Here is a 22,500-nt window from a genome sequence, read left to right as displayed (position 1 = left end):
AGGCCTCCTGCCAGGTGGCTCCTCACTCGCGCATGCCCGCGCTCTCGACCGCCCGCCCACGGGTCGCACGCACGGCCGCGCCGGCCGCGGTGGCCAGGGTGACGAGGGCGCAGAGCGCGACGGTCTCCCAGATCCGCGCCCACGGGACCACCGTCGGCGCGTCGGCCACGAGCTTGCCCAACGAGACGTGCTGGGTCAGTGCGGCGAGCGCGGTCGCCACGGCGGCGAGCAGGGTGCCGACGACCACCGCCACGGCCGACTCGGCCGCGGCCACCCTCACGATCTGGCCGCGCACCGCGCCGGTGAGAGCGAGCAGGGCGAACTCCCGCCGCCTCCCCGCCATCGCCATGATCAGGGTGTTGGCGACCGCGATCAGCGCGTAGGCCAGCGCGATCCCCAGGATGATCACCGCCGCGTTGTCCGTCTGCTGCGCGGCATGCGCGCGCTCGGCCTCAAGGTAGGCGTCGTAGGTCACGACGTGCGCGCCGGAACCCGCCAGCGCCTGGTTCACCGCGGCCGTCTGCCGCGGATCGAGCGCCGCGCCGGCGCCCGCCGAGGAGTCGAGGTAGACCCGGCTCGGCATCAGCGCGCCGGTCAGCGCCGAGGACAGGTACGTGTCATCCCCGTTCAGGCCGCGCGCGACCACCGCCGCGACGACGGTCGAGGCCCTCGCGCCGGTCGGCAGCAGCATGACCACGCGGTCCCCCACCGCCAGGCCGTCGGACTCGGCCGCGTGCTCGTCGATGACCAGGAAGTCCTCGGGCAGCGAGGTGAGGGAGCCGGAGAGCACCGGCGGCGTGACGGTGACGCCCAGCGCCGCCGCCGGGACGGCCTTCGCGCTCAGCGAGTCGATCTGCTCACCGGCGGCGGTACCGATCCGGAGGTTCATCGAGGTGACCGGGGTGACCCGGATCCCGGGCACGGCCGCCAGGCGGGCGAGCGTCGGACCGTCGATCCCCGAGCCGCCGGGCACGACCACGTCCGCCGCGCGGATCTCCTGCTGCTGCCGGGCCAGCAGTGCCGCGTCGCCGGACTCCTGCATCGTCAGCATCGCGGCGACCAGCCCGACGGCCACCACGATCGGCGCCACGGTGGCGGCCGTACGGCGCCGGGAGGTGAGGATGTTCTCCCGCACCAGCAGCGGGCCGGCCGTGGCGCAGCTGCGCAGCGGGCGGAGCAGCAACCTCGTCACCGGGCGCAGCAGGGCCGGGGCCAACAGGGTGACCGCGCCGACGTAGAGCACCGGCACCACCTCGTACTTGCGGGCGCTGGCCGCGAGGTACGGCTCGGTGCGGGAGATGACGATGCCCGCGACGACCGCGCCGGCCAGCATCCCGACGCCCAGCAGCCAGCGGGCCGGCGTCATCGCGCTGCGCTCCAGCACGCTCTCGCGCAGCACCTCGATCGGGCGGATCAGCGAGACGCGCACCAGGGTCGCGGCCGAGCCGGCCAGCGCGGCGGCGACGCCGATGACGGCGGCGACCAGCAGCGGCAGGACGGTGACGGGGATGGTGAACCACGACGGGGCCACGTGGTGGTCGAGCATCCAGGAACGCAGCGGCACGGTGCACAGCGGTGCGAGCAGGCAGCCGGCCGCCGCCGCGGCCAGGCCGATCAGCAGGGCCTCCCAGAGCACCATGCGCCGCACCTGCCCGGGGGCCGCGCCCACCAGGCGCAGCAGCGCCAGTTCGCGGCGGCGCTGCTCGGCGGCGAAGGCGAAGGTCGCGGCGACGACGAACACCGCGACGCACACGGCGAGTCCGGTCGTACTGCCCGCCATGGCCTGGGCGTTGGCCAGTGCCTGGGCGCCGCCGGTGGAGTCGGGGTCCAGCCGGGTCAGGCCGTCGCCGGTGAGGACCACGGCCCGGTCGCCCGCGAGCGCGGCCAGCTGCTTCGCGTCCTGGTCGGTGACGAGCGCGTTCACTCCGGGTGACAGGCGCTGCGCCTCGGCGGCGCTGAAGAAGACCGCGTTCTCGAACCAGAGCGCGTCGGTGACGCCGACCACCCGGTAGTGGCCGGCGCCGTCGCCCGTCGTGACGTCGGTCTGGCGTCCGATCAGCTCCCGGGAGCCGCCGCCGACGACGATCTCGTCCGCGGCCTGCGGCGCGCGCCCGGCCGCCAGGCGGTAGCCCGCGAAGGCGGCCGAGGACCAGGGGTGGCCCGTCATCTCCCCGGAGCCGGAGGCGAGTTGCACGGAAAAGCTGCGGTCCGGCGTGGCGTGCCCGGTCGCGGCCGCCTTCGCGACGACGTCGGGCGGCAGGACGGCGGGGGCCTTCATCGGGCGCCCGTCGAAGCCCTGCGGTGCCAGGACGGCCGAGGCCTCCTTGAAGCGCTGCGGACCCGGGTGCGGCGTGCCGAAGGTGGCGGCGAGGGTCAGCGTCATCATGCCGATCATCGTGGTGCCGAGCGTGAGGGCGAGGAAGGCGCCCGCGAAGCCCGTCAGGCGGTGGCGCAGGGTGGCTGCGGCGATCTTCAGCACGGCTTCGTCCCACTCCCGCCGGGCTCCAGCGCGGCCATCCGCATCCCGTGTTGCTCGACGACGTACGGCTGGCCCGGGGCCCGCCCCTCGCCAGGAGACGGGGCCGCTGCTGGAACCTTGCTCCGGAACACGCGCTCGCCTTCTCCGTGGGGGTCGGTCGGGCGCATCGGCCACCCGCCGCGCCGACGCTACGGCCCCACGCGGGATCGGCACCTCCGGACTGCCCCTGATATCACCCCTGATATCGCCCCTGAGGAACCGGGCCAGTGCCCGAAGCGGGCACCCGGCCTCGTCCTGCCCTTGCGGCTTTCAGACGCCGCGGGTCAGGCGCCGCGGGTGTCGTAGGTCTCGCGGTTGGCCAGCACATCGTCCATGTGCACCTCGGCCCAGGCCTTGAGGCCGCGCATCATCCCGTACAACGACAGGCCGAGATCGGTCAGCTCGTAGGAGACGGTGACGGGCACGGTCGGCACCACGGTGCGGGACACCAGGCCGTCGCGCTCCAGGGAGCGCAGCGTCTGGGTGAGCATCTTCTGGCTGACACCGGCCAGCAGGCGCAGCAGCTCCGAGTAGCGCAACGCCCGGGGCTCGCCGGCGCAGTCGGCGCCCGGCCGGTGAGGGGCGTCGCTGCCGAGCCCGGCCAGGATCAGTGCGACCCATTTGTCGGAGATCCGGTCGAGCAGTTTGCGGCTGGGGCAGACCGCCAGGAATGCGTCGTACTCCACCTTGGCCTGTGCCCTCTGCTGGGCCGCCGTCACCGTCGCCATCGGCTGCTCCTCTCACCCACGGGTGCCTTACGCACTCCGAAGTACCTACTTCCTGTCAGGAAGCTACTCACCAATGATGGTGCAGGGCGCCGACAGGCACCACCACCTCGCTGACACGAAAGGCAAGAGAATGGGCACGTTCCCCGCGATGCTTCCCGGCGGCACCTGGAACCTGGGCGACCTGACCGTCACCCGGTTCGGCTATGGCGCCATGCAGCTCACCGGCCCCTGGGTCATGGGCCCGCCCGCCGACCACGACGGCGCGCTCGCTGTTCTGCGCGAGGCCGTCGGCCTCGGGATCACCCACATCGACACCGCCGACGCCTACGGCCCGCACATCACCAACCAGCTGATCCGCGAAGCCCTCCACCCGTACCGCGACTCGCTGCACATCGTGACCAAGGTCGGCGCGACCCGGGACCAGGAGGGAGGCTGGCCCCCGGCCCGCAAGCCCGAAGACCTGCGCAGGGCCGTCCAGGAGAACCTGGAGAACCTCGGCCTCGACACGCTGGACGTGGTCAACCTCCGGCTCGGCGACGCCCAGGGTCCCCAGCCGGGCTCGCTCGCCGAGGCCTTCGAAACACTCGTCGAACTCCAGCAGCAGGGCTTGATCCGGCACCTCGGCGTGAGCAACGCGACGGCGGAACAGGTCACCGAGGCACTCTCGATCGCGCCGATCGTGTGCGTCCAGAACATGTACAACCTCGCCCACCGCCACGACGACGAGCTGATCGACGAACTCGCCGAACAGGGCGTCGCCTACGTGCCCTTCTTCCCCCTCGGCGGCTTCAGTCCGCTGCAGTCCGCCGCGCTCACGGCGATGGCCTCCCGGCTGGACGCGACACCGATGTCGGTCGCCCTGGCCTGGCTGCTGCGGCGGTCCCCGAACATCCTGCTGATCCCCGGCACCTCGTCGGTGGCACACCTGCGAGAGAACGTCGCAGGCGCGGGACTCCAGCTCTCCGACGACGATCTCGCCGCGCTGGACGACATCGGCCGCTAGGCAGTTCGTTTGACATCGAGGCGATCGGCCGCGCCGTCCGTACCACGACCGAGCATGCCTCCGCCGTGCCGCGGGCCGAGGAGTGCGCAGCGTGAGCGCCGGCAGGCGGGCGACAGGCCGTCGACCCTGACCGACGGGCGGCGGGAGGTGGGACTCTGGCCTTACGTCAGCCCGTCCCCCGTACGCCGCAAGTCTGATCATGAACCCATTCCTGCGCCGTACGGGGGGCGAGTGCGCCTGAACGAAGACTGGAGGCGATCCGCTCCAGCAGTACGCGCAGCAGGAGCTCCGTTGGGAGCGCTGCGACGCGAGCGGGCCGGCGGGGTTCGAGTGCGCGAAGGTCAAGGTGCCTCTGGACTACGGCAACCCCAGCGCGCTCGATCCGGCGCTCGCGTGGCGGGGGATGTTCCGGGGGTGGTCGGCGGGGGCCGAACTCGCCTTCACCCGGTGGACGGAGTGGGCCGCCGCCCGCAACAGCACGTACCTGCTGGGCGCGACTGCGGCGGAGGTCCGGAAGGCGTACTGGGACCTGATCGCCCACGCCGACGTCAACCGCTACCTGACCACCGGTCGGCTGCCCGCCAAGGACCTGACCTGCGGAAACTAGGGCTTGTCTGACAACTCGCGTCGCATCAGCGCGCGGCGGGAATTGTCAGGCAGGCCCTACGACGGCCGGGATGGTGCGGACGGCGGTGGGGCCCGCCCTGCGGGACCGCCGGGCGGGTCCGAGTGGGGCGCCGGTCAGGTGGAGACCCCGCCACCGGGACCACCGCCAGGCAGGTCGGCGCCACCCCCGAAGGGGCCGCGTTCCGCCGGACGGACACCCCGCGCGAGCGGGGGCGGGGCCAAATGCCCTCCGGCGGGGACGAGGGGGTGCCCGTCGCGCCGCTATTCCCCTTCCGCCGCTTCGGCCGGCATGACGCACCCCACACCAATAAAGTACAACATTCAACATATCTGGAGGTAGCGTCGTCTCATGCCCCACCACAGCGAGGGCCGACGGTGCCCGGCCGGACGACGGCCGCGACGAGGCACCTGCCCGCGCGGGCCCGAATCGACCAGGCAGGAGAGCCGTGACCGGCCGTGTAGATCAAACGCTTGACATGGAGCTCGTGCTCGCGTCGGGAGAAGCCGTCGCGCTGCGAACCCACCTGTCGTACCGCTCGCGCGACCCGCTCGCCGTACACGCGCTCCTTCGCACCGATGCGGACGACCTGGTCCCGTGGGCCTTCGCCCGCGACCTGCTGGCGCAGGGCCTGCTCAGGCCGAGTGGGCAGGGGGACGTGCAGGTGTGGCCGGGTGGTGCCGGGCCCGAGGCGGTACTGAACCTGGCCCTGTCCTCGCCGGACGGGACCGCCTGGCTCAGGGCCCCGCTCGCGGTGGTGGCCGGGTGGCTGGAGCGTACGTACCGGCTGGTGCCCGCCGGCCGGGAGACCGACGGATTCGACCTGGACGCCGAACTGTCGCGGCTGCTGCCCGGAGCCGCCTGAGGCTCGCCGGACGCGGGCCCCCGACGCCGTCCGCCCGGCTCTCCACCGGTCGACCGGGTCCGCGACCGCGACCGCGGTCCCTCGCCGACACGCCGAACCCCGGTGCGGGCCACCCCGCCGCAACAGACGGAGCAGGAGCAGAGTCATGACAGCCCACGCCTTCGTGCGACTGCCCCTCACCGCCGCGCGGTGGCGGGAGACGGCAGGCCGAGCCCTACGGCTGCCGCGCACCTCCCGGCCGACACCCCCGGGCCGGATAGCCTCGGTGCCCGCCCGGAGCGCCAAGAGCCTGACCGCGGCCGTTCTGGCCTGGGAGGCCGCCTCATGGTGGCTCCCCGGCCAGCAGCAGTACCTCGCTACGGCCACCGCACTCGCCATGGTCAACGCCCCGACCATCTACCGGTCGGTGACACAGGCGCTGCGCAGCGTGGCCGCCCGGGCGGCGGGCCTGTCGCTGGCCGTGGCCGTGGTGTGGCTGCTCGGCTCGGCTCGGCCGCGGGAAGCGTCGCGGCCCTCCCGGCGATCGCGCTGGTCGCCAGCGGCCGCCGGGGCTCCGAGGACCGGCTGCAGATCGCCTCGACCGCGGTGCTCACCCTGGCGGCGGCGACGGCCGTGCCCGCGGGCCACCTGGTCGCACTGACCCTGGCGACGCTGACCGGCGCCGCAGTGGGGATCGTGGTGAACGCCCTCATCCTGCCTCCTCTGCACCTAGGGGCCTCCGACGCCTCGGTACGCGGCCTCGCCGCGGCCATGGGCGAGCTGCTGGGCGACATGGGCAGCGGGCTGAGGGAGCGCCGACACGCCGACCGGGCACAGGAGTGGCTGGAGCGGGGCCGACATCTGGAGGAGTTGGCGGTGGAGGCACAGGAGGACGTGCGCCGAGGCCAGGAGAGCCTGCGGTGGAACACGCGGTGCGTCGTGCGCGGCAGGCGGGCGCCGTCGGCCCACGGCGAGGCACTGCGCGCCCTGCACCGGATCTCCTTCCAGGTTCGCGGAATCGCCCGGACGCTGGCCGACACCGTCGACGACCGGCATACCGGCCACCGTCTGGGCCAGCTCTTCCTCGACCGGTACGCGGCCACTCTGGAGGCCGCAGGGCGAGCGGTGGGATCGTTCACCGGTTCCGGGATCCCCGCCGGCCCGGAGGGGGACGGGCCCCGGGAGAGGCTGCGCCGGGCCATCGAGGAGGCCACGGCCTGGCACGGGATGATGACCGGCGAGATCGAGCGAGGCGCGCTGACCGAGCCGGGCGCCTGGCACGTGTACGGGTCGCTGATGACCGACGTCGAACGTCTACTCGTCGACCTCGACCGCGCGGACCGCTCTCCCAAGGCCGCGCCGGACCCCCGTCCGTAGCCCCTCGCTCCCTGCCGGGATGATCGTGTGCCGGTGCTCCCGGCCCGTCGGGCCGGGAGCACCGTTCACCCGCGGACGGCTGCGGTCGGCCCCCGGACGGTGAGTCCGGGCGGGTGTCCGGGCCGAGGGCGTCTTGTGGACGTCGAAGCGCCATGGCTCCGGCTCTGACCGACGACCGGGTGAATCGTGCTGAACCACTCCTGCCGATGAGCAGCTGAGAGAAGGACATCGAGATCCTCGCCCTGTGCCACCAACCACTCGCACTTCAGCGACAGGTCGGCAGGCCCACGTCCACCGCCACCGACCGCGCCGTCCTCGGCGGCACACTCCACGAGTACCAACACGCGGCCTCAACAGGGCGGATGGCGTTTTCGCCAGGAGCAGGTCCGGAGCCGCCCGATCTGACAACGTTTCGGTTGCGGTGGACGGCAATCCGGTCCCGAGTCTTCCCGGGCCTATGCGACACGTGACATTTTACATGTCACACATCGAGCGGTCGCGTGCCCCAACACGCGGTCACAACGGCCCCGGAGGCCCCCACAGATGCGTCTCTCCCGGATATCGAAGGTCAACGCGCGCAGACTCCCCGCGCTCGGCGCGGCCCTCTTCATCGCGCTCGGCCTGTTCACCCCGCAGAGCCAGGCCGCCCCCGTCGGCGCCACGACCCCGGCTGGCGCGAACGCCGCCGGACCCGCCACCCAGGCGCCGCGGTCCATCCCGGTCCCCAAGTCACCCGACGCCAGGAACAACAGCTCCTTCAAGCTCTTCGCCCAGGACCACGCAGAGGAGGCCACCGCACCGGGCGCCCCGGTCAGCGAGCCCGCCAAGGCGGCCAAGCAGTTCTCGGCCACCGCCGGGGAGCCCTGCCCGAACCTGTCCGGAGTGATCAACGCCACGGGCAGCGCGTTGGTCCAGCAGCTCAAGGCACTGCCGAACGTCCCCTGCGCCTACCCGCTGTTCAACCTCACCGGCGCCGACGCCGGGAAGGCCTTCCGCGAGTCCCAGATGGTGACCGTCGCCAACGCACTGCGCGACACCTCCGCCACCTACTCGGGCGACAACAGCACGTCCATCGGGCAGCTGGTGATGTTCCTGCGCGCCGGCTACTACGTGCAGGAGACCCGCCCGAACGAGGTCGGCAGCTACGGCGCCACCCTGGACACCGCGGCCCGCGGCGCGCTGGACGCCTTCTTCGCCGCCCCGCACAGCAAGGACGTCACCGACGCCAACGGCGACACCCTCAACGAGGTCGTCACGGTGATCGGCCAGACCCACACGCTCGGCCGGTACGCCAGCGTCGTCAAGTGGGTGCTCGCCAACTACAACGGCACCTGGCCCCAGTCGATGACCCTCTCCCTGGACCACTTCGAGTGGGTCATCAAGGACGGCTTCGACTCCAAGACCGACAGCCAGGGCTGGAAGGCCGCCCTCAAGACCGACCCCAGCATCCTCGACACCTGGGCCGGATTCATCACCCGCAACGACTCCCAGCTGAACCGCCTGGACATCGTCAGCAACATCGGCCGCTACCTCGGTTACGCCCTCGACGTCCCCGAGCTCAAGGACCGGCTGCGGCCACTGCTCAAGGACTTGATCAACCGCTACCCGAACGTCGGCCCCACCGCCCCGATCACCATGAACCTGGGCTGGGCCACCCGCCAGTTCGACAAGGGCAACTGCGCGGCCTACGCCATCTGCGACCTGAGCGACCGTCTGCTCCCGGTGATCCTGCCGATCCAGCGGATCTGCAACCCGGGGCTGAAGATCCGCGCCCAGGACATGTCCCCCGGGCAGCTGGCCACCACCTGCACCAGCCTGATCAACCAGGACGCCTACTTCCACAAGGTGATCGGCGACAAGGGCGCGATCCCCGGTGACGTGAACACCAACCTGGAGGTCGTCGTCTTCGACGACTACACCCAGTACTCGCTGTACGCCTGGGCCTTCTACGACATCGACGTGGACAACGGCGGCATGTACGAGGAGGGCGACCCGGCCAAGCCCGGCAACCAGGCCCGCTTCATCGCCCACGAGGCCAGCTGGCTGCGCCCCGACTTCCAGATCTGGAACCTCAACCACGAGTACACCCACTACCTCGACGGCCGCTACAACATGTACGGCGACTTCGAGGCCAGCCAGACCACCCCGACCATCTGGTGGGTCGAAGGCATCGCCGAGAACATCTCGTACGGCTACCGCAACGAGCGCAACACCGCCGCGATCAACGAGGCCAGTAAGAACACCTACAAGCTCAGCGAGCTGTTCGACACCGTCTACGGCCAGGAGGCGGACGCCGACGTCAACTCGAACCGGGTCTACCGGTGGGGCTGGCTGGCGGTCCGCTACATGCTCCAGGAACACCGCGCGGACATCGAGACCGTGCTCACCAAGTACCGCGCCGGCGACTGGAACGGTGCCCGCACCTTCCTGAAGCAGACCATCGGCACCAGCTACGACGCCGGCTTCGCCACCTGGCTGAAGACCACCTGCGCGACCAACGACTGCGGTCCCCTGCCGGAGGCCCCGGCCCCGGCCGCACCGCTCTGCACCATCGCCGACCCGCGCCAGTTCGACAAGAACTGCCGCCGCGACAACCTCGCGGCCACCACCGGCAACTACAGCTTCCACTTCCTGTACCTGCCGGCCGGCGTCAAGCAACTGACCATCACCAGCAGCGGCGGCACCGGCAACGCCGACCTGTACTACGGCGGCAGCAGCTGGGCCACCACCAGCAGCTACCAGGCGAAGTCCACCAACGCTGGCGACAACGAGACCCTGACCATCAACAACCCGCCGTCCGGCTGGGTCTACTTCAGCCTCGCCGCCCAGCAGGACTTCACCGGCGTCAGCGTCACCACGCAGTACCAGTAACCGCGCACCCACGACCTCGGGCGAGCGGTGAAGGGCCCGGACGTGTAAGGGTTCCTATGCAAGTAGCCGTTGTCGTACCGATCAAGGGGCCTGCCGATCGAACGGGAGTCTCGATCGGGTGATCGCGGTCGGTAGCGGGCATGGCAGCAGGGCCTCGTGGTAGCTCGGAGGGCGTCTACGCCAACGAGCGATCCAGGAGGCCCTGCTTTCGCGGTTTTTCGCAGTCGCGGCGGCGGAGTCCGGCCCGGTCACCCTCGCGTGTGACTGCCTGGCACACCGGTTCGGAAACGCCGACGACAACGGGGTCCGCGGGCGGCGACCCACAAGCACGTCGACCCGGCACCCCGTCGGGTGAGGGAGGCGGACGCGGAGGCCCCCGGCAGCGGCGGGTTCAGCCCACGCTGAAGGTCTCGGCGCGGGTCGTGACGGCGGGGATCCACGCGCACGGGACGACGGACACCTGCGCCATGACCGGGCCGCCGTTGCGGGAGAGCTCGGCCAGCAGACAGACCGTCTCCTGGGCGGTACTCCACCCGCCCGGGTACAGCACGTCCGCCATCACACCGACCTGGACGGAGGCTTCCTTCCTGGCCGCGGTGACGACGTGCACCGCCGTGCCCTTGGCGAGCACCTCCAGCGAATCGACGGTCTGCGGCCCGGATTCGAAGGCCGGGGCGAGCCTGGCCGCGTACGTCCGGGCGCTCGCCTCCGCCCCGGCCGCCGCCCCTACCCGGCGCTCCTCGGTCTCGACCCGGTCGCGGTGGACCATCACCACAACGGCCGCGACCGCCAGCGCCGCGAGGACGGCGAGCCCGGTCATCACCCAGCGGACAGCTTTCATCTGATCCCATCGGGAAAGGGCCGGGGCCCGTACGGGGCCCGGCGGGTCGGACGGTCTGTCGGGATGCAGGGGCCTGTCGTCAGACTCCCGCCTGCGCACCGACGCCGGGAGCCTGACGACAGACCCTAGCTAGGAACTTCGTTGGGGCGCACAGGACCGCCGATCGTGGGTCTGCCCGAGGAAGGCACTTCCGGTTCAAGGGGTGGCAGTCTCGATGGCAGGATGACGGGATGGTGACGAATCAGCCGTGGGCAGGGCTTCACGGTGACCTGCTGGCGGCGAAGGCATTGGTGTACGACCCGAGCGGTTTCGCCTGTTCGCCCCCGGTGGCCGAACCGGAGAGCGCCGAATACGCGGCCTGCCGGTTCACCATCGACGGCCGCTCGGTCCGGTTCCGCGCGGCCAAGACCACCCCGACGAAGGTGGGCCAGTTCGTCACCGTGTGGTTGCGCTCCGAGGAGGGACCGATCCGGCCCTTCGACACCGACGACGGGGTGGACCTCTTCGTCATCAGCTGCCGCGACGACAACGGCTTCGGGCAGTTCGTCCTCCCCCGCGAGGTGCTGTGCGAGCGCGACATCGTCTCCCGCAACGGCTCCGGCGGGAAACGGGGGTTCCGCGTCTACCCGCCATGGGTGACCACGGCCAACCGGCAAGCGCGCAGCACGCAGGCCTGGCAGGTGAACCACTTCCTCCACATCGGCCAGACCGGGCCCACCGACCTGACGCACGCCCGCACCCTCTACCACCCGTAGCCGCATCCTTCAGTCCCACCGTCCGCCGACTGGTCGACAGGGATCCAGGTCCTCTCCGGCGGATCATCACGTCGTAGGCTCCGGGGCATGCACAGCACCCTGACCGAGCATGCCCGATGCCTCTACGGAGACGAATACCGCCCCACACCGACATGCGAGCGGGAACACCGGGAGCACTACTTCGTCGAGGAGCTGACCTTCGCCAGCGCGGATGCGATCCTCAGCATGCTGCGTGAGCTCTGCCCGCACATGGTCGACGGCTACCTGCCGGTCTGGATCCGGAACCTGGCCTATCGGCTGGTGCTCCTGCAGCGGCCGGACGAGTCGGCACTGATGCGGGAGGCTGCCGATAGCCTGTGGCTGCACGGTCCGGACTGGGACGACATCGCGGATGACCTCAAGCGGCAGGCCGGCGCCCTGGAAGCCGGCCGACCCGCGGACGAGCCGGGCACGGCCTGAGCCGCGGCCGAACCGGGGACCGCAGGGACGCCGGGTCGATGTGGCCGGAGCTACGCCCCGGTCCAGCCGTTGAGGTTCTCGAAGCCGGTGTCCGTGGTGCCGGTGAACGCCAGTGCCTCGCGCCCGATGCCGAGGGCGCCGAGCAGGGTGTCGATCGCCGCTTCCACGTCCTGCGAGGCCCGGTCCAACCACACCGTCGTGTACCGGGGAATCCCGCCCTCGAACTGGCTCAGCGCGAAGTCGGTCCGGTCGATACGGAACATGGCCACGTCCACGCAACCGAGGTCCTCCCAAGTCCGCTCCACGACCAGCCGCAGACGCGCCGCGAGCGCGCCGAGCGGCGGCTGCAGACCGGCGACGACGCGGTACGAGCCGCTCGCGATCTCCCACGCGCTGTGCTGGAGAGCGGGGTTGCGCTTGCCGCCCTGGTACTCCGGAGCCGTCTCCCAGTCCGCCTCGGGTCCCGGCACTTCGATGGCCGCCATGTCTCCCGCTCCCTCGTCTTCCGACTCCCCTGTCCGGCCTCGGCTTGGCCGATGCCGTGTGGAGGATCTCCGCTTCGGAGCCGGGCAGTCAAGGCGTTCACCGTCACCCAGCTCATCGCCTCGACTCGCCGTCGACCGCCTACCCGGCGTCACGGCCGCCCGCGTCGGTACGCCCCGTGCACCGGCTCGTCTGTCGGGGTGACATCCGGGCGCGGCCCGCCCGGGGCGGCGGTCCGCGCTCTGGTACGACGGGGTCTGATGTCCGCGCCGGCGGTGCGTTCCCCCGTCCGCCGGCCGTCCCGGAGGAGAGATCGCCGTGCCCGTGCCCACCACCTTCGACCACCATGCGAAGAACTACAGCGTCCCGCATGCCTACTGGCTGGCGAAGGCGTCCGAACTCGCCTACCAGGACGAGGCCGCCATCGAACAGCAGGCCCGCGAGTGGGGCTTCGACCGGGTGCGTCACCACCAGACCCGGTTCACTCCGCCCTTCCCGCTGGAGGACACCCAGGCCTACACCATGGCCAGCGACCACATGATCGTCACGGCGTTCCGCGGCACCCAACCGACCGAGATCCGCGACTGGCTCTCCGACTCCTCCACGCCGCCCTGGCCGGGCCCCGCCCGCACCGGCTACGTCCACTACGGCTTCGCCGAAGCGCTGGAGTCGGTCTTCCCGGACGTCCGGGACGCCCACGCCCAGCTGCGCACCAACGGCCAGACCGTGTGGTTCACCGGCCACAGCCTCGGCGGAGCCCTGGCCATGCTGGCCGGCGCCCGGTTGTACCTGGAGGACCCGCGCCTCCAGGCCGACGGCATCGTCACGTTCGGGCAGCCCCGCACCTGTGACCGGCTGCTCGCCGCCGCCTGCAACGAGGGCTTCAAGGGGCGCCTGTACCGGTTCGTCAACAACAACGACATCGTGCCCCAGCTGCCGCCGGAGCCGGCCTACACCCACGTCGAGGCGCTGAAGTACATCGACTCCTCGGGCCGGCTCCACGACTCCATGGGCCTGGTCGCCGGGCTCGCCGACCGCGCCAAGGGCCTGACCGCCGACGCGTTCGCTCCGGCCACGGCCGGTGTGCGCGACCACGCGATGAAGCGTTACCTCGCGGCCCTGGAACAGAACCTCGCCTGACGGAGTCAGGCCCTGCGGGGCGGGGTGGGGCGGGCGCCGGTGGGTCCACGGCCGGCAGTCCGCGCCCGGCCGGCAGGCCCGGGCCGAGAGCCGAGTGAACCGATGGTACGAACAGCCTCCCCCGGTAGCGATGGGCACACGAACGTGTGTGGATGGTGACGGACCGCCACACCGCGGCCGTCCGATCCACCCTCACCACGCACCTCGAAGGGTTCCACCCATGCGTACCGCGCACCGCATCCTGGCCGTCTCCGTCCTCAGCCTCCCGCTCGTCATCGGCGCGGCGACCACCGCCTCCGCCGCCGCGCCCGACAACATCCCCTCCCTCAACTTCGACAGCGGCGCGTTCGTCGTCGGCCCGAACGGCAGCGCCCTTCAGGTCACCGACGCCCAGTTCGGCCCCTGTGGCTCCACCTTCCTCACCGGCGCCGTCGCGGTCGGCCCGGGCGGCGTCGCGGGCAACGCCACCGAGACCGGCATCGGCATCGGCGGGCAGGGCTGACCCCACCCGCACCCGCACCACGGCTGCCCCGGGAGCACCCCGCCCCCGGGGCAGCCGCCTACCCGGACCGGGACAGACCGTCCGGCGCCTGGTGCGTGGTCACCGGTCGGCCCAGGCCGGGCAGGCGGGCTGGTGCCAGGTCGTCCGGACCACTTGACCGCCGGGCAGCCTGTGCTCGCTGTTCCAGGTCCGGCAGCACCCGGCGGCAGGTCGGCGCGGCCTGGACGGCACCGCGGAACCGACGGCCTGGCGGATGGGCCCGGGTGCGAAGGCCGGCTTGCCAGGGCGGCCCCGGAGGCGCCTGGTGGAGGAAGTCGTCATGCCCGCCGTTCTGCCACCCCCGGCCCCCGTCCAACCTCGCCTCACCCGAACGGATGAGCAGCCCGGCCTGTTTACAGGTCCCGCACGAGGATCAGGATCATCTGGGGCTGCTGGTTGACCTTGGCGAGGACGTTCTGACCGGCGTTCACGAGGATGTTGGCCTGGATGTACTGGGCGGTGGCCGCCGCGTAGTCGGTGTCCGTGATGCGGGAGCGCGCGGCGCCCAGGTTGGTCACCGTGGCGTTGAGGGTGTTGATGTCGGACTGGAACCGGTCCGGTGAGGAGCCGAGGTCCCCGCGCAGGGAGTTGAGCGTGTCGAGGGCGCCGGCGGCCGCGGCGAGAGGGTTGAGGTACACCTTGCCGTTGTCGAGCACGTCCACGGGCTCCGAGCGGTCCGGGTAGCCGGTGTACACACCGTCCTTCAGCAGGGCGTAGTGGAGCGCGCCGTCGCCGTCGCCGATGTACGAGACCAGGGTTCCTGCTTCGGGTCGCGGCCACGGGACGTCCGCGGGGAGCGGTGTGCCTTCGGGCACGGTGGTCACGACCGTCCTGGTGACATCGAGGCCGGTCAGGCCCAGAGTCGAGGTGCTCATCCTCTGCATGTCGACGAGGACGACGTTGCCGTCCATCGGACCGATCTGAAAACTGTAGGACCGGTCCTTGCCCAGCACGTGGTTTCCGTTGAACTGGGTCTGCTGCCCGATCGTGTCGATCCCGTCGAGGCACTGCTGGATTTCCTGCTGGACGGCCTGGCGGTTGGCCTGGCTGTACGTGCCGTTGAGGGCCTCGGTCGCCAGCAGGCTGATGCGGTCGATGAGCTTCTCCACCTCGGCCAGCGCGCCTTCGGTGACCTGGGTGAGGGAGATGCCGTCGTTGGCGTTTCGGGCCGCCTGTCCGGAGTTGACGATGGTCAGGGTCATGTTCGAGGCGACGGCCATACCTGCGGCGTCGTCCGCGGCGGAGTTGATCCTGTACCCGGAGGACAGTTTCTTCGCGAGGTCGGTCTGCTTCGTGCCGTTGACCGCCAGGTAGCTGGCGGCGTAGAGCGACGCGGTGTTGGTGGCGGGGGACTCCATGTGGTCTTCCTTTGCGAGGGGGCCGGTCGGTCGGCGAGGCGGTGGGCGGGTCAGGCGGACGGGCCGGCGGCGGCGCCGGGGGCTTCCTGCGCCAGCACCATCCACAGGGCGAGCAGGTCGACCTCGCCGCCCGGGGAGATCGCGTCGACGAACTCGGGCAGGAAGGCGGCCAGGCCCTTCGCCGCCTCGCTCTCGTCCTGGCCCGTCGCCCGGGCGATCCGGATGACGGTGTCGTGCCCGAGGGCCCGGTCCAGGTCCTCGCCGGTGACCGGCTCGTTGGGGCCCTCGCCCAGCCAGGAGGCGGCCTGAGGGAGGCGGGCCGTCAACTCCTTGGTGTCGGCGGCGATCTGCCGGGCCGCGGCCAGCTGGTCCGGGGTCAGGTCCGCGATCCGGCCCACCGCCCTGAACAGCGCGATCTCCTCGGCCGGGATGGCGGCCACCAGGGGCGGGATCTCCTCGGCCAGGGCCGCCGCCGCCTCGGCCTCGCTCACTCCGGCGCGCTCCGCCAGGGCGGTCAGCACGCCGGACGGCAGGTGCGCGGCCACCTCCTCGCCGCTGACGGACTCGTTGGTGCCCTCACCGGCCCAGGAGTCGAACTTGCCGGCAGTCTCCGGCGCCTTGGCCAGTGCCGCCAACAGCGTGCCCAACACCGGCCCCGTGTCCGTCTTCTCGCTCATCGTGCCCCTCCGTATTCGATCGATCTTGCGGGGGCGACGCTACTGAAGGTGCTCGGCGCGACACCAGGGGTGATTCCAGCCAGCAGATCCTGCCGGGTGACCGGATCGGAGCGGAGCACGCAGATGCCTGCGAATCCCGCTCCCGGCCCTGGATGAACCCTCGGCGGGCGAAACCCCCCTCGCGCCCGCCTCCTTTTCGCCGTTCATTCAACGGCGAGTTCACGCGCCATCCGGCGCGGGCAACTGGCGGGGCATCGGACCTGTCGCGGGTTCACAGCTGGTACCGCAGCGAGATAAACGCCGCCAGGCCGCCCGTTCATCGTTTGTCTACCACCTGCTGTCAACGTGCCCCGGTACAGCTGTGAAGTTTCAAGGAGTTTCCCAATGGCACACCCGGGCACGGCCACCTCACCGACCGAACGGCGAATACCGTGGCGACCACAATGGGCGTACACGGCGGTCGTGCCGCTGTTCGCCCTCCTGGCGGGGCTCATCGGCGCGTTCCCGATACCCGCGCACGCGGCGGGCCCCGTCGCTCCGCCGCAGGCCGTACCGGCGACCGTTCAGGAACACTCGGCCGCGACCTACAACAATCAGTACGGCACCAGATGGCAGAGTGAGATCTTCAATCTCGCCCAACAGGTTGACGTTCTCGCGCTGCAGGAAATCCGGGACGTGGATCCGGATTTTCCGGACATCGTGCCCGAAGCATCGATTAACACGAACGGCTTCGAGGTCCAGAGGTACCGATGGGACGCCTTTCCCGACTGGATGGGCGGCACTCGCACCATCTACCGGGTCAGGTCAGACAATAGAGAGCGCTCGCTGGCCCTCGTGGTGTCGCGGAACGTCGACAACGCTGCGGCGCCCGTGGTGAGAGTCATCCCGCCTCAGCCGGAGCACAACGGCCAGGTGGCTGACGATGCCAAGCCCATCCTGGGCGTCAAGCTCGCGGATGGCACGTGGTACTACTCCATGCACGCCACCAACAGGGCAGGCATCCAGGAGCAGAACAACGTGCCGGCCGCCATCCAGGCGGTCACGGCGACGGGCGACGCGAACTGGGCCCTGATGGGCGACTTCAACCGCGAGCCCGGGTCGCTGTCGATGGCGCAGGTGTTCAACGACGGCCGTCGGCTCGTCAGCTCCGGCATGATGACCTACTCCAGGAACCGCCCGACCTCCGAACTCGACTACATGATCGCCCGGGGGCTGCCGGCCGACCACCAGTACACGGCGCGTCGCCTCAGCTACGTGGAGGAATCGGACCACTTTGCGGTGATGTTCAGCAAGGACCCGCTGCGTCGCAAGGACGAGACCTGTCGGCCGATCGCGCCGGCCCGGCCCCGCGCGGCGGCCGCGTCCATGATCTCTCTCGCGGCGGCCGGCGTCCCGGCTGACGTCCCGGTCGGCGTCCCGGCCGACAGTGCGCCGTCGACGGCCTCCGCTTCCGCCGCCACAGCCCGGGAGCCGCAGCACGGGAAGGTCTCCGTCCTGACCTCCGGAGCCACCGGCCTGGTCGCCGACGTGCCGGACGCCTCGCCCGCTCCGGGCAGCCCGGTACGGGCCGCCGCCCCCGACTGCTCCGCCGGGCAGAGCTGGGCGACCTGGCAGAAGGCGGACGACACCTGGGTGATCGAGACCGGCCGGACCAACGGCACCACCCCGGCCGGACAGGGCAGCGTGCTCAGCGTCCCCGCGTACGGTGACCGGCTGGCCGTGCGGCCGATCGAGAACGACGCGACGAGCGGCAAGCCCGACGGCAGCCCCGGCCAGCGCTGGCGCTTCGTCGCCGACGGCGCGGGCGGCTACCGCATCACCACGGCCACCGACGGCCGTTGCCTCACCCTGGACGGCAACGCGCTGACGGTGGCGCCGTGCGACGGCTCCAACCGGCAGGGCTGGCACCTGTCCGTGCCGTGCTCCGGCGCCGGCCACACCGTCCCCGGCTTCCCCGACCTGTCGTGGCCGACCGTCGCGGACCGCCCCGAGGTGACCTGGCCGTCGCTGCCAGGGCACCCGGCGATCCCGTGGCCGTCCGTCCCGGGCTTCCCGGGCGTCCCGATGCCCGGCCACCCCGACCTGCCCGAGCTGCGCTGGCCCGGCTTCCCCACTCTGCCCACCACGGCGTGGCCCGCCATCTCCGGCCACCCCGAGGCGACCTGGCCGGCCGTCCCCGGCTCCCCGACCGTCCCGTGGCCCGCCATGCCGGGCCACCCCGGCGTCCCGTGGCCGGTGCTGCCGCTGCCCGGCAACGGCAACGACGACGGCAAGGCCCTGATCCCCGGACTGCCGAGCGCCGCCGACCCGGCGATCCCGGGGCACCCGGACCTGGCCTGGCCCACCGTGCCGGGCTTCCCGCAGGTGAAGTGGCCCTCGGTGCCCGGCTCGCCGAACGTGCCGTGGCCGGGCCACCCCGACCTGCCGGACGCGCCGGGGACGGGCGGGCCCTCGCTTCCGGACGTCACCTGGCCGACGCTCCCGGGCAGCCCGCTCTGGCGCTGGCCGTCCGTCCCCGGGTTCCCCACCGTCCCGTGGCCCTCGCTGCCGGGGCTGCCGGACGTCCCGTGGCCCGCGACCACCGGCTTCCCGAACGACCCCGTCGCCTGGTCGAACCCGCCCAAGTCGCCGGAGGAGCCTCCCAAGTGCAAGCGGAAGGACCCGCCGGACGGCAAGACCCCGGGCGGTGACAACGGTTCCACCGGCGGCCGTCCGCCGGTGCCCGCGCCTCCGGGGATCCCGCAGCCCGGGTTCCCCGTGCTGCCCATGTTCCCGCCGATCTTCGGCGGCCCGTCGACTCCCAGCGGCCCCAACGGCGGCACTGGGCCCAACAGCGGTACCGGCCCCAACGGCGGCAGTGGCAACGATGCCGGGGCCGGCGCCTACCTCCAGCCGGGCACCGGGGACGCCCTCGTACCCGACGTCCGCGGCTCCAGCACCGTGGCGGGCAACGCCGTCCAGGCCTACGAGCCGAACGGCACGGATGCGCAGAAGTGGGTGTTCTGGGACCGCGGCAACGGGAACTGGTCGATCGAGACCCGGCTCACCTACAACCGCGCCTCCGCCGCCGAGCGCATGCTGCTGGCCCACGACACCGGTCGACACGAGAGCGTGCTCGCACCGGCCGCCGCGGACGGGCAGCCCGGCCAGCTGTGGCAGTTCAAGGACGCCGGGGGCGGCTGGACGAACGTCGTCAGCGCGGCCGGCGGCTGCCTGACCCAGCGCGGCGCGCACGAGGTACTGGCCGTCCGCGACTGCGACGGCAGCGCGCAGCAGAAGTGGAAGCTCTCCGGCACCGTGCCGACGACCGGGGGCGGCAACGGCAACAACGGCGGCAGCACGGGCGGTGGCAACACGGGCGGTGGCGGCACCGGCGGCCAGCCGCCGCTGGGCGCCGGTGGTACGCAGCCCGCGCACAACCGGACGGTGGTGCTGCAGTCGGGCAACGGCGGCCTGCTCGCGGACCTCGACGGCGCCAACACCGCCGCCGGGACGCGTATCAAGGCGCAGGGCCGCAACGGCAACGACGCGCAGAAGTGGACGCTGTGGCAGAAGCCGGACAGCCAGTGGCTGATCGAGACGAAGCTCGGCGGCGGCATGGTGATGGACCACAACCCCAGCACCCACCGCACCCACCTCATCGGTGCGCAGGAGGGCAACGCCAACCAGCTGTGGCGGTTCGCCGACGCCGGGGGCGGCTGGTTCACGGTCGTCAGCGCCGCCGGCAACGGCTGCCTCACGGCGGCGGCCGACGGTGCGGAGCTGGCGATCCTCGGCTGTGACGGCACCAACGCCCAGAAGTGGCGCCTGACCGAGGCCGTCGACAACCCGTCGACCGGCGGCGGCACCGGTGGCAACAGCGGTAGCGGTGGCGGTGGCGGGAACTCCGGCGACGCGGCCGCGGTGCCGGTCTACTCGGCGCTGCCGTCCAAGTGCCTGGACGTCACCGCCGGCAACACCGCGAACAACACCCCGATCGACCTCTACGACTGCAACAACACCGCCTCCCAGCAGTGGACCCCGACCGCGACCAGCGGCGGGCTCGTCCTGAAGGCGTTCGGCAAGTGCCTGGACGTCGCCGCCGGCAACACCGCCGGCGGCACCCGGGTGGGCCTGTACGACTGCAACGCCAGCGCGGCGCAGAACTGGCGCCAGGGCGCGGACTCCTCCCTGGTCAACCCGAACTCGGGCAAGTGCCTGGACGTCGTGGCGGGCAACTCCGCGAACGGCACCGCACTGCAGATCTGGGACTGCAACGCCAGCGACGCGCAGCGCTGGGGTCTGGGCACCGTCCCGCCGCGCGCCCCGCAGCGGCCCGCGCAGCAGCCCGGCACCACCCCGGTGGTGAGCCCCGGCCTCGGTTCGTCGCAGGTCGCCACCCTTCGCTCGGCGAACAACACCATGGTCGCGGACCTCGACGGCGCGAACACCGCCTCCGGCACCTCGATCAAGGCGCTCGGCGCGAACGGCAACAACGCGCAGCGCTGGGCGTTCTGGCCCACCGCGAACGGGCGCTGGATCATCGAGACGCTGCTGACCGACGGCAAGGCCGCCGCCGGCCAGGGCATGGTCATGGACCACGACCCGGGCACCCACCGCGCCCACCTGATCCGGACGATGGACGGCAACGCCAACCAGCACTGGGCGTTCCACGACGCCGGAGGCGGCTGGTTCTGGATCACCAGCGACGCCGACAACGGGTGTCTGACCGCCAACAACGCCGGTGAGCAGTTGGGCATCTGGGCCTGCGACGGCTCGGACCGCCAGCGCTGGCGGCTCGACAACATCCAGAACGGACCCACCCCTGGCGGCGGCTCCGGCGGAGGCGGCGCCGGTGGGAACACCGGCGGCTCGTCCGGCGGCGGCGGTAGCAGTGGCGGCGGGAACACCGGCGGGAACAACGGCGGCTCGACGGGCGGAGGTTCGACCGGCGGCGGGAACGCCGGCAGCGGCGGAACCCCGCAGGCGCCCGGGGGCAGCGGGGTGCGCCACGGCGTCACCACCGTCCTGCGCTCCGGCAACAGCGAGCTGGTCGCGGACCTCGACGGCGCCAACACCGCCGGCGGCACCCGGATCAAGGCGCAGGGCCGCAACGGCAGCGCCGCACAGCAGTGGATGCTGTGGCAGAAGCCCAACAACCAGTGGCTGATCGAGACGAAGTTCGCCGGGGCGATGGTGATGGACCACAACCCCAGCACCCACCGCACCCACCTCACCAGCGCCCAGGAGGGCAACGCCAACCAGCTCTGGCGCTTCCAGGAGAGCCAGTCCTTGCCCGGCTGGTACCGGATCATCTCCGCAACCGACAACGGCTGCCTCACCGCCGTCAACGGCAACGAGGACCTCGCCGTCTGGGCCTGCACCTCCTCCACCGCCCAGTGGTGGGAGCTCGACGACTCGACGTTCACCGGAGGCGGCGGGGGGAACCCCGGCGGCGGCGGCGGTGGTGGTAGTGGTACCGGCGGCGGTGGTGGTACCGGCGGAGGCGGAGGCGGGAACCCCGGAGGCGGCGGCGGAAGGGACCCGCGCTTCCCGGACGGCATCCAGCTCCCCCCGGTCTGCAACGGGCGGCAGTCCTCCGACTCGTGGATGTGGCACGGGGACACCCTGTGCCCGGGGCAGAGCCTGCAGTCCAGGGCGGCGGAGCAATCCACCCGGCTCGTCATGCAGCAGGACGGCAACCTCGTCGCCTACTACACGCAGGGCGACGCCATCGGCGACCACACCTGGGCCGTATGGGAGTCGAAGACCGTGGGCTGCGGGGTCAAGGCCGTCATGCAGGACGACGGGAACCTCGTCGTCACCGCCGCCGACGGGCGGGTCTGCTGGGCATCGGGAACCAATGGCCGCAACGGCGCCTGGCTGATGGTCAGCCCCCTGGGCAACATCCAGATCCTGCAGGCCGGCGACGCCACCGGCGCCGCCATCGACGGGGCCCGCGCGGTGGCCGCCGCAGGAAAGGGCGACTTCCTGGAGGCCTTCATCTACGCGCTGCAGGCGATCATCAGGGCCGTCCCGAAGGTGCAGTGGCAGACGAACACCGGACACCCGCGCCTGGTGCCGCCCAAGTGCGTCGTGACAGGAGGCCGGGTCATCCCCTGCACCTGACCTTCCTCCCACGGGCGGCCCGCGTGCGCGCGGCGCCCGCCGGGTGCGTCCGGACTCGCCGGCCTCTCGGAAGCCGGCCCGGTGGCCTCCACCCCGCTCTCGGGGTGGAGGCCACCGCCATGTGCCCACCGCCAGGTGCCCATCGCCATGTGCCCACCGCCGACGGCCTCGC

General features: G+C 71.8%; 15 protein-coding genes and 1 pseudogene. 10 read left to right on the top strand and 6 right to left on the bottom strand.

Annotated features, from left to right (window positions below; translation table 11 throughout):
• Positions 1-22: 22 nt before the first annotated feature.
• Together AB0R04_RS03335 and AB0R04_RS03330 are read right to left on the bottom strand one after the other, a co-directional pair.
• Positions 23-2,479, bottom strand: coding sequence for an FtsX-like permease family protein (locus AB0R04_RS03335; RefSeq protein WP_363367724.1), 2,457 nt, complete (start codon positions 2,477-2,479; stop codon positions 23-25).
• A gap of 323 nt (positions 2,480-2,802) precedes the next feature.
• Positions 2,803-3,246, bottom strand: coding sequence for a helix-turn-helix domain-containing protein (locus AB0R04_RS03330; RefSeq protein ID WP_063351967.1), 444 nt, complete (start codon positions 3,244-3,246; stop codon positions 2,803-2,805).
• 130 nt (positions 3,247-3,376) lie between these two features.
• Here AB0R04_RS03330 and AB0R04_RS03325 point away from each other — a divergent pair, with 130 nt between their 5' ends.
• From AB0R04_RS03325 to AB0R04_RS03305, 5 genes and pseudogenes are all read left to right on the top strand, one after another.
• Entirely contained in the window at positions 3,377-4,249 is an 873-nt protein-coding gene (locus AB0R04_RS03325; protein ID WP_363367722.1) for an aldo/keto reductase family oxidoreductase, read from the top strand.
• 370 nt (positions 4,250-4,619) lie between these two features.
• A pseudogene (locus AB0R04_RS03320) lies at positions 4,620-4,796 on the top strand (alpha/beta hydrolase); the annotation flags it as partial.
• Positions 4,797-5,352: 556 nt separating this feature from the next.
• Positions 5,353-5,739, top strand: coding sequence for an SsgA family sporulation/cell division regulator (locus AB0R04_RS03315; protein ID WP_363367720.1), 387 nt, complete (start codon positions 5,353-5,355; stop codon positions 5,737-5,739).
• Positions 5,740-6,210: 471 nt separating this feature from the next.
• Positions 6,211-7,095, top strand: coding sequence for a hypothetical protein (locus AB0R04_RS03310; protein ID WP_363367718.1), 885 nt, complete (start codon positions 6,211-6,213; stop codon positions 7,093-7,095).
• A 543-nt stretch (positions 7,096-7,638) separates the two neighbouring features.
• A complete protein-coding gene (locus AB0R04_RS03305; protein ID WP_363367716.1) occupies positions 7,639-9,966 on the top strand; it encodes a collagenase in 2,328 nt (775 codons plus the stop codon).
• 391 nt (positions 9,967-10,357) lie between these two features.
• Here AB0R04_RS03305 and AB0R04_RS03300 read toward each other — a convergent pair whose 3' ends face one another.
• On the bottom strand, positions 10,358-10,807 hold the full coding sequence (locus tag AB0R04_RS03300) for a hypothetical protein (protein ID WP_363367714.1): 450 nt from the start codon (positions 10,805-10,807) through the stop codon (positions 10,358-10,360).
• 230 nt (positions 10,808-11,037) lie between these two features.
• Here AB0R04_RS03300 and AB0R04_RS03295 point away from each other — a divergent pair, with 230 nt between their 5' ends.
• On the top strand, positions 11,038-11,562 hold the full coding sequence (locus AB0R04_RS03295; RefSeq protein ID WP_363367712.1) for a MepB family protein: 525 nt from the start codon (positions 11,038-11,040) through the stop codon (positions 11,560-11,562).
• Positions 11,563-11,649: 87 nt separating this feature from the next.
• Positions 11,650-12,021 carry a hypothetical protein gene (locus AB0R04_RS03290; RefSeq protein ID WP_363367710.1) on the top strand — a complete coding sequence of 124 codons (372 nt, stop codon included), beginning with the start codon at positions 11,650-11,652 and terminating at the stop codon, positions 12,019-12,021.
• Between the two features lie 50 nt (positions 12,022-12,071).
• On the opposite strand, the gene AB0R04_RS03285 is transcribed toward AB0R04_RS03290, so the two are convergent.
• Positions 12,072-12,506: a hypothetical protein gene (locus AB0R04_RS03285; protein WP_363367708.1), complete on the bottom strand. Its 435-nt coding sequence runs from the start codon at positions 12,504-12,506 to the stop codon at positions 12,072-12,074.
• A 316-nt stretch (positions 12,507-12,822) separates the two neighbouring features.
• Here AB0R04_RS03285 and AB0R04_RS03280 point away from each other — a divergent pair, with 316 nt between their 5' ends.
• Positions 12,823-13,644, top strand: coding sequence for a lipase family protein (locus tag AB0R04_RS03280; RefSeq protein WP_363367707.1), 822 nt, complete (start codon positions 12,823-12,825; stop codon positions 13,642-13,644).
• Positions 13,645-13,864: 220 nt separating this feature from the next.
• On the top strand, positions 13,865-14,146 hold the full coding sequence (locus AB0R04_RS03275; RefSeq protein WP_363367705.1) for a hypothetical protein: 282 nt from the start codon (positions 13,865-13,867) through the stop codon (positions 14,144-14,146).
• A gap of 392 nt (positions 14,147-14,538) precedes the next feature.
• Here AB0R04_RS03275 and AB0R04_RS03270 read toward each other — a convergent pair whose 3' ends face one another.
• The gene (locus tag AB0R04_RS03270) at positions 14,539-15,543 is read right to left on the bottom strand and encodes a flagellin (protein WP_363367703.1); all 1,005 of its coding nucleotides are present in this window, start codon (positions 15,541-15,543) and stop codon (positions 14,539-14,541) included.
• 50 nt (positions 15,544-15,593) lie between these two features.
• Positions 15,594-16,220, bottom strand: a complete 627-nt coding sequence (locus tag AB0R04_RS03265; RefSeq protein ID WP_363367701.1) for a YidB family protein — start codon at positions 16,218-16,220, stop codon at positions 15,594-15,596.
• Positions 16,221-17,132: 912 nt separating this feature from the next.
• On the opposite strand from AB0R04_RS03265, the gene AB0R04_RS03260 reads away from it, so the two are divergent.
• Complete coding sequence (locus tag AB0R04_RS03260) at positions 17,133-22,328, top strand: RICIN domain-containing protein (RefSeq protein ID WP_363367699.1); 5,196 nt, start codon at positions 17,133-17,135, stop codon at positions 22,326-22,328.
• The last annotated feature ends 172 nt before the right edge of the window (positions 22,329-22,500 follow it).

Source organism: Kitasatospora sp. NPDC056731 (genome assembly GCF_040687675.1).
In the GTDB taxonomy this organism is placed as follows: Bacteria; Actinomycetota; Actinomycetes; order Streptomycetales; family Streptomycetaceae; genus Kitasatospora.
The sequence above is the reverse complement of the archived record's forward strand: the minus strand, read 5'-3'. Positions and strand labels throughout refer to the sequence as shown.

Bases quoted from the DNA above. Each gene is read 5' to 3' on its own strand.
- AB0R04_RS03330 (WP_063351967.1), bottom strand. From the start codon at position 3,246: ATGGCGACGGTGACGGCGGCCCAGCAGAGGGCACAGGCCAAGGTGGAG.
- AB0R04_RS03325 (WP_363367722.1), top strand. From the start codon at position 3,377: ATGGGCACGTTCCCCGCGATGCTTCCCGGCGGCACCTGGAACCTGGGC.
- AB0R04_RS03315 (WP_363367720.1), top strand. From the start codon at position 5,353: ATGGAGCTCGTGCTCGCGTCGGGAGAAGCCGTCGCGCTGCGAACCCAC.
- AB0R04_RS03305 (WP_363367716.1), top strand. From the start codon at position 7,639: ATGCGTCTCTCCCGGATATCGAAGGTCAACGCGCGCAGACTCCCCGCG.
- AB0R04_RS03300 (WP_363367714.1), bottom strand. From the start codon at position 10,807: ATGAAAGCTGTCCGCTGGGTGATGACCGGGCTCGCCGTCCTCGCGGCG.
- AB0R04_RS03295 (WP_363367712.1), top strand. From the start codon at position 11,038: ATGGTGACGAATCAGCCGTGGGCAGGGCTTCACGGTGACCTGCTGGCG.
- AB0R04_RS03290 (WP_363367710.1), top strand. From the start codon at position 11,650: ATGCACAGCACCCTGACCGAGCATGCCCGATGCCTCTACGGAGACGAA.
- AB0R04_RS03285 (WP_363367708.1), bottom strand. From the start codon at position 12,506: ATGGCGGCCATCGAAGTGCCGGGACCCGAGGCGGACTGGGAGACGGCT.
- AB0R04_RS03275 (WP_363367705.1), top strand. From the start codon at position 13,865: ATGCGTACCGCGCACCGCATCCTGGCCGTCTCCGTCCTCAGCCTCCCG.
- AB0R04_RS03270 (WP_363367703.1), bottom strand. From the start codon at position 15,543: ATGGAGTCCCCCGCCACCAACACCGCGTCGCTCTACGCCGCCAGCTAC.
- AB0R04_RS03265 (WP_363367701.1), bottom strand. From the start codon at position 16,220: ATGAGCGAGAAGACGGACACGGGGCCGGTGTTGGGCACGCTGTTGGCG.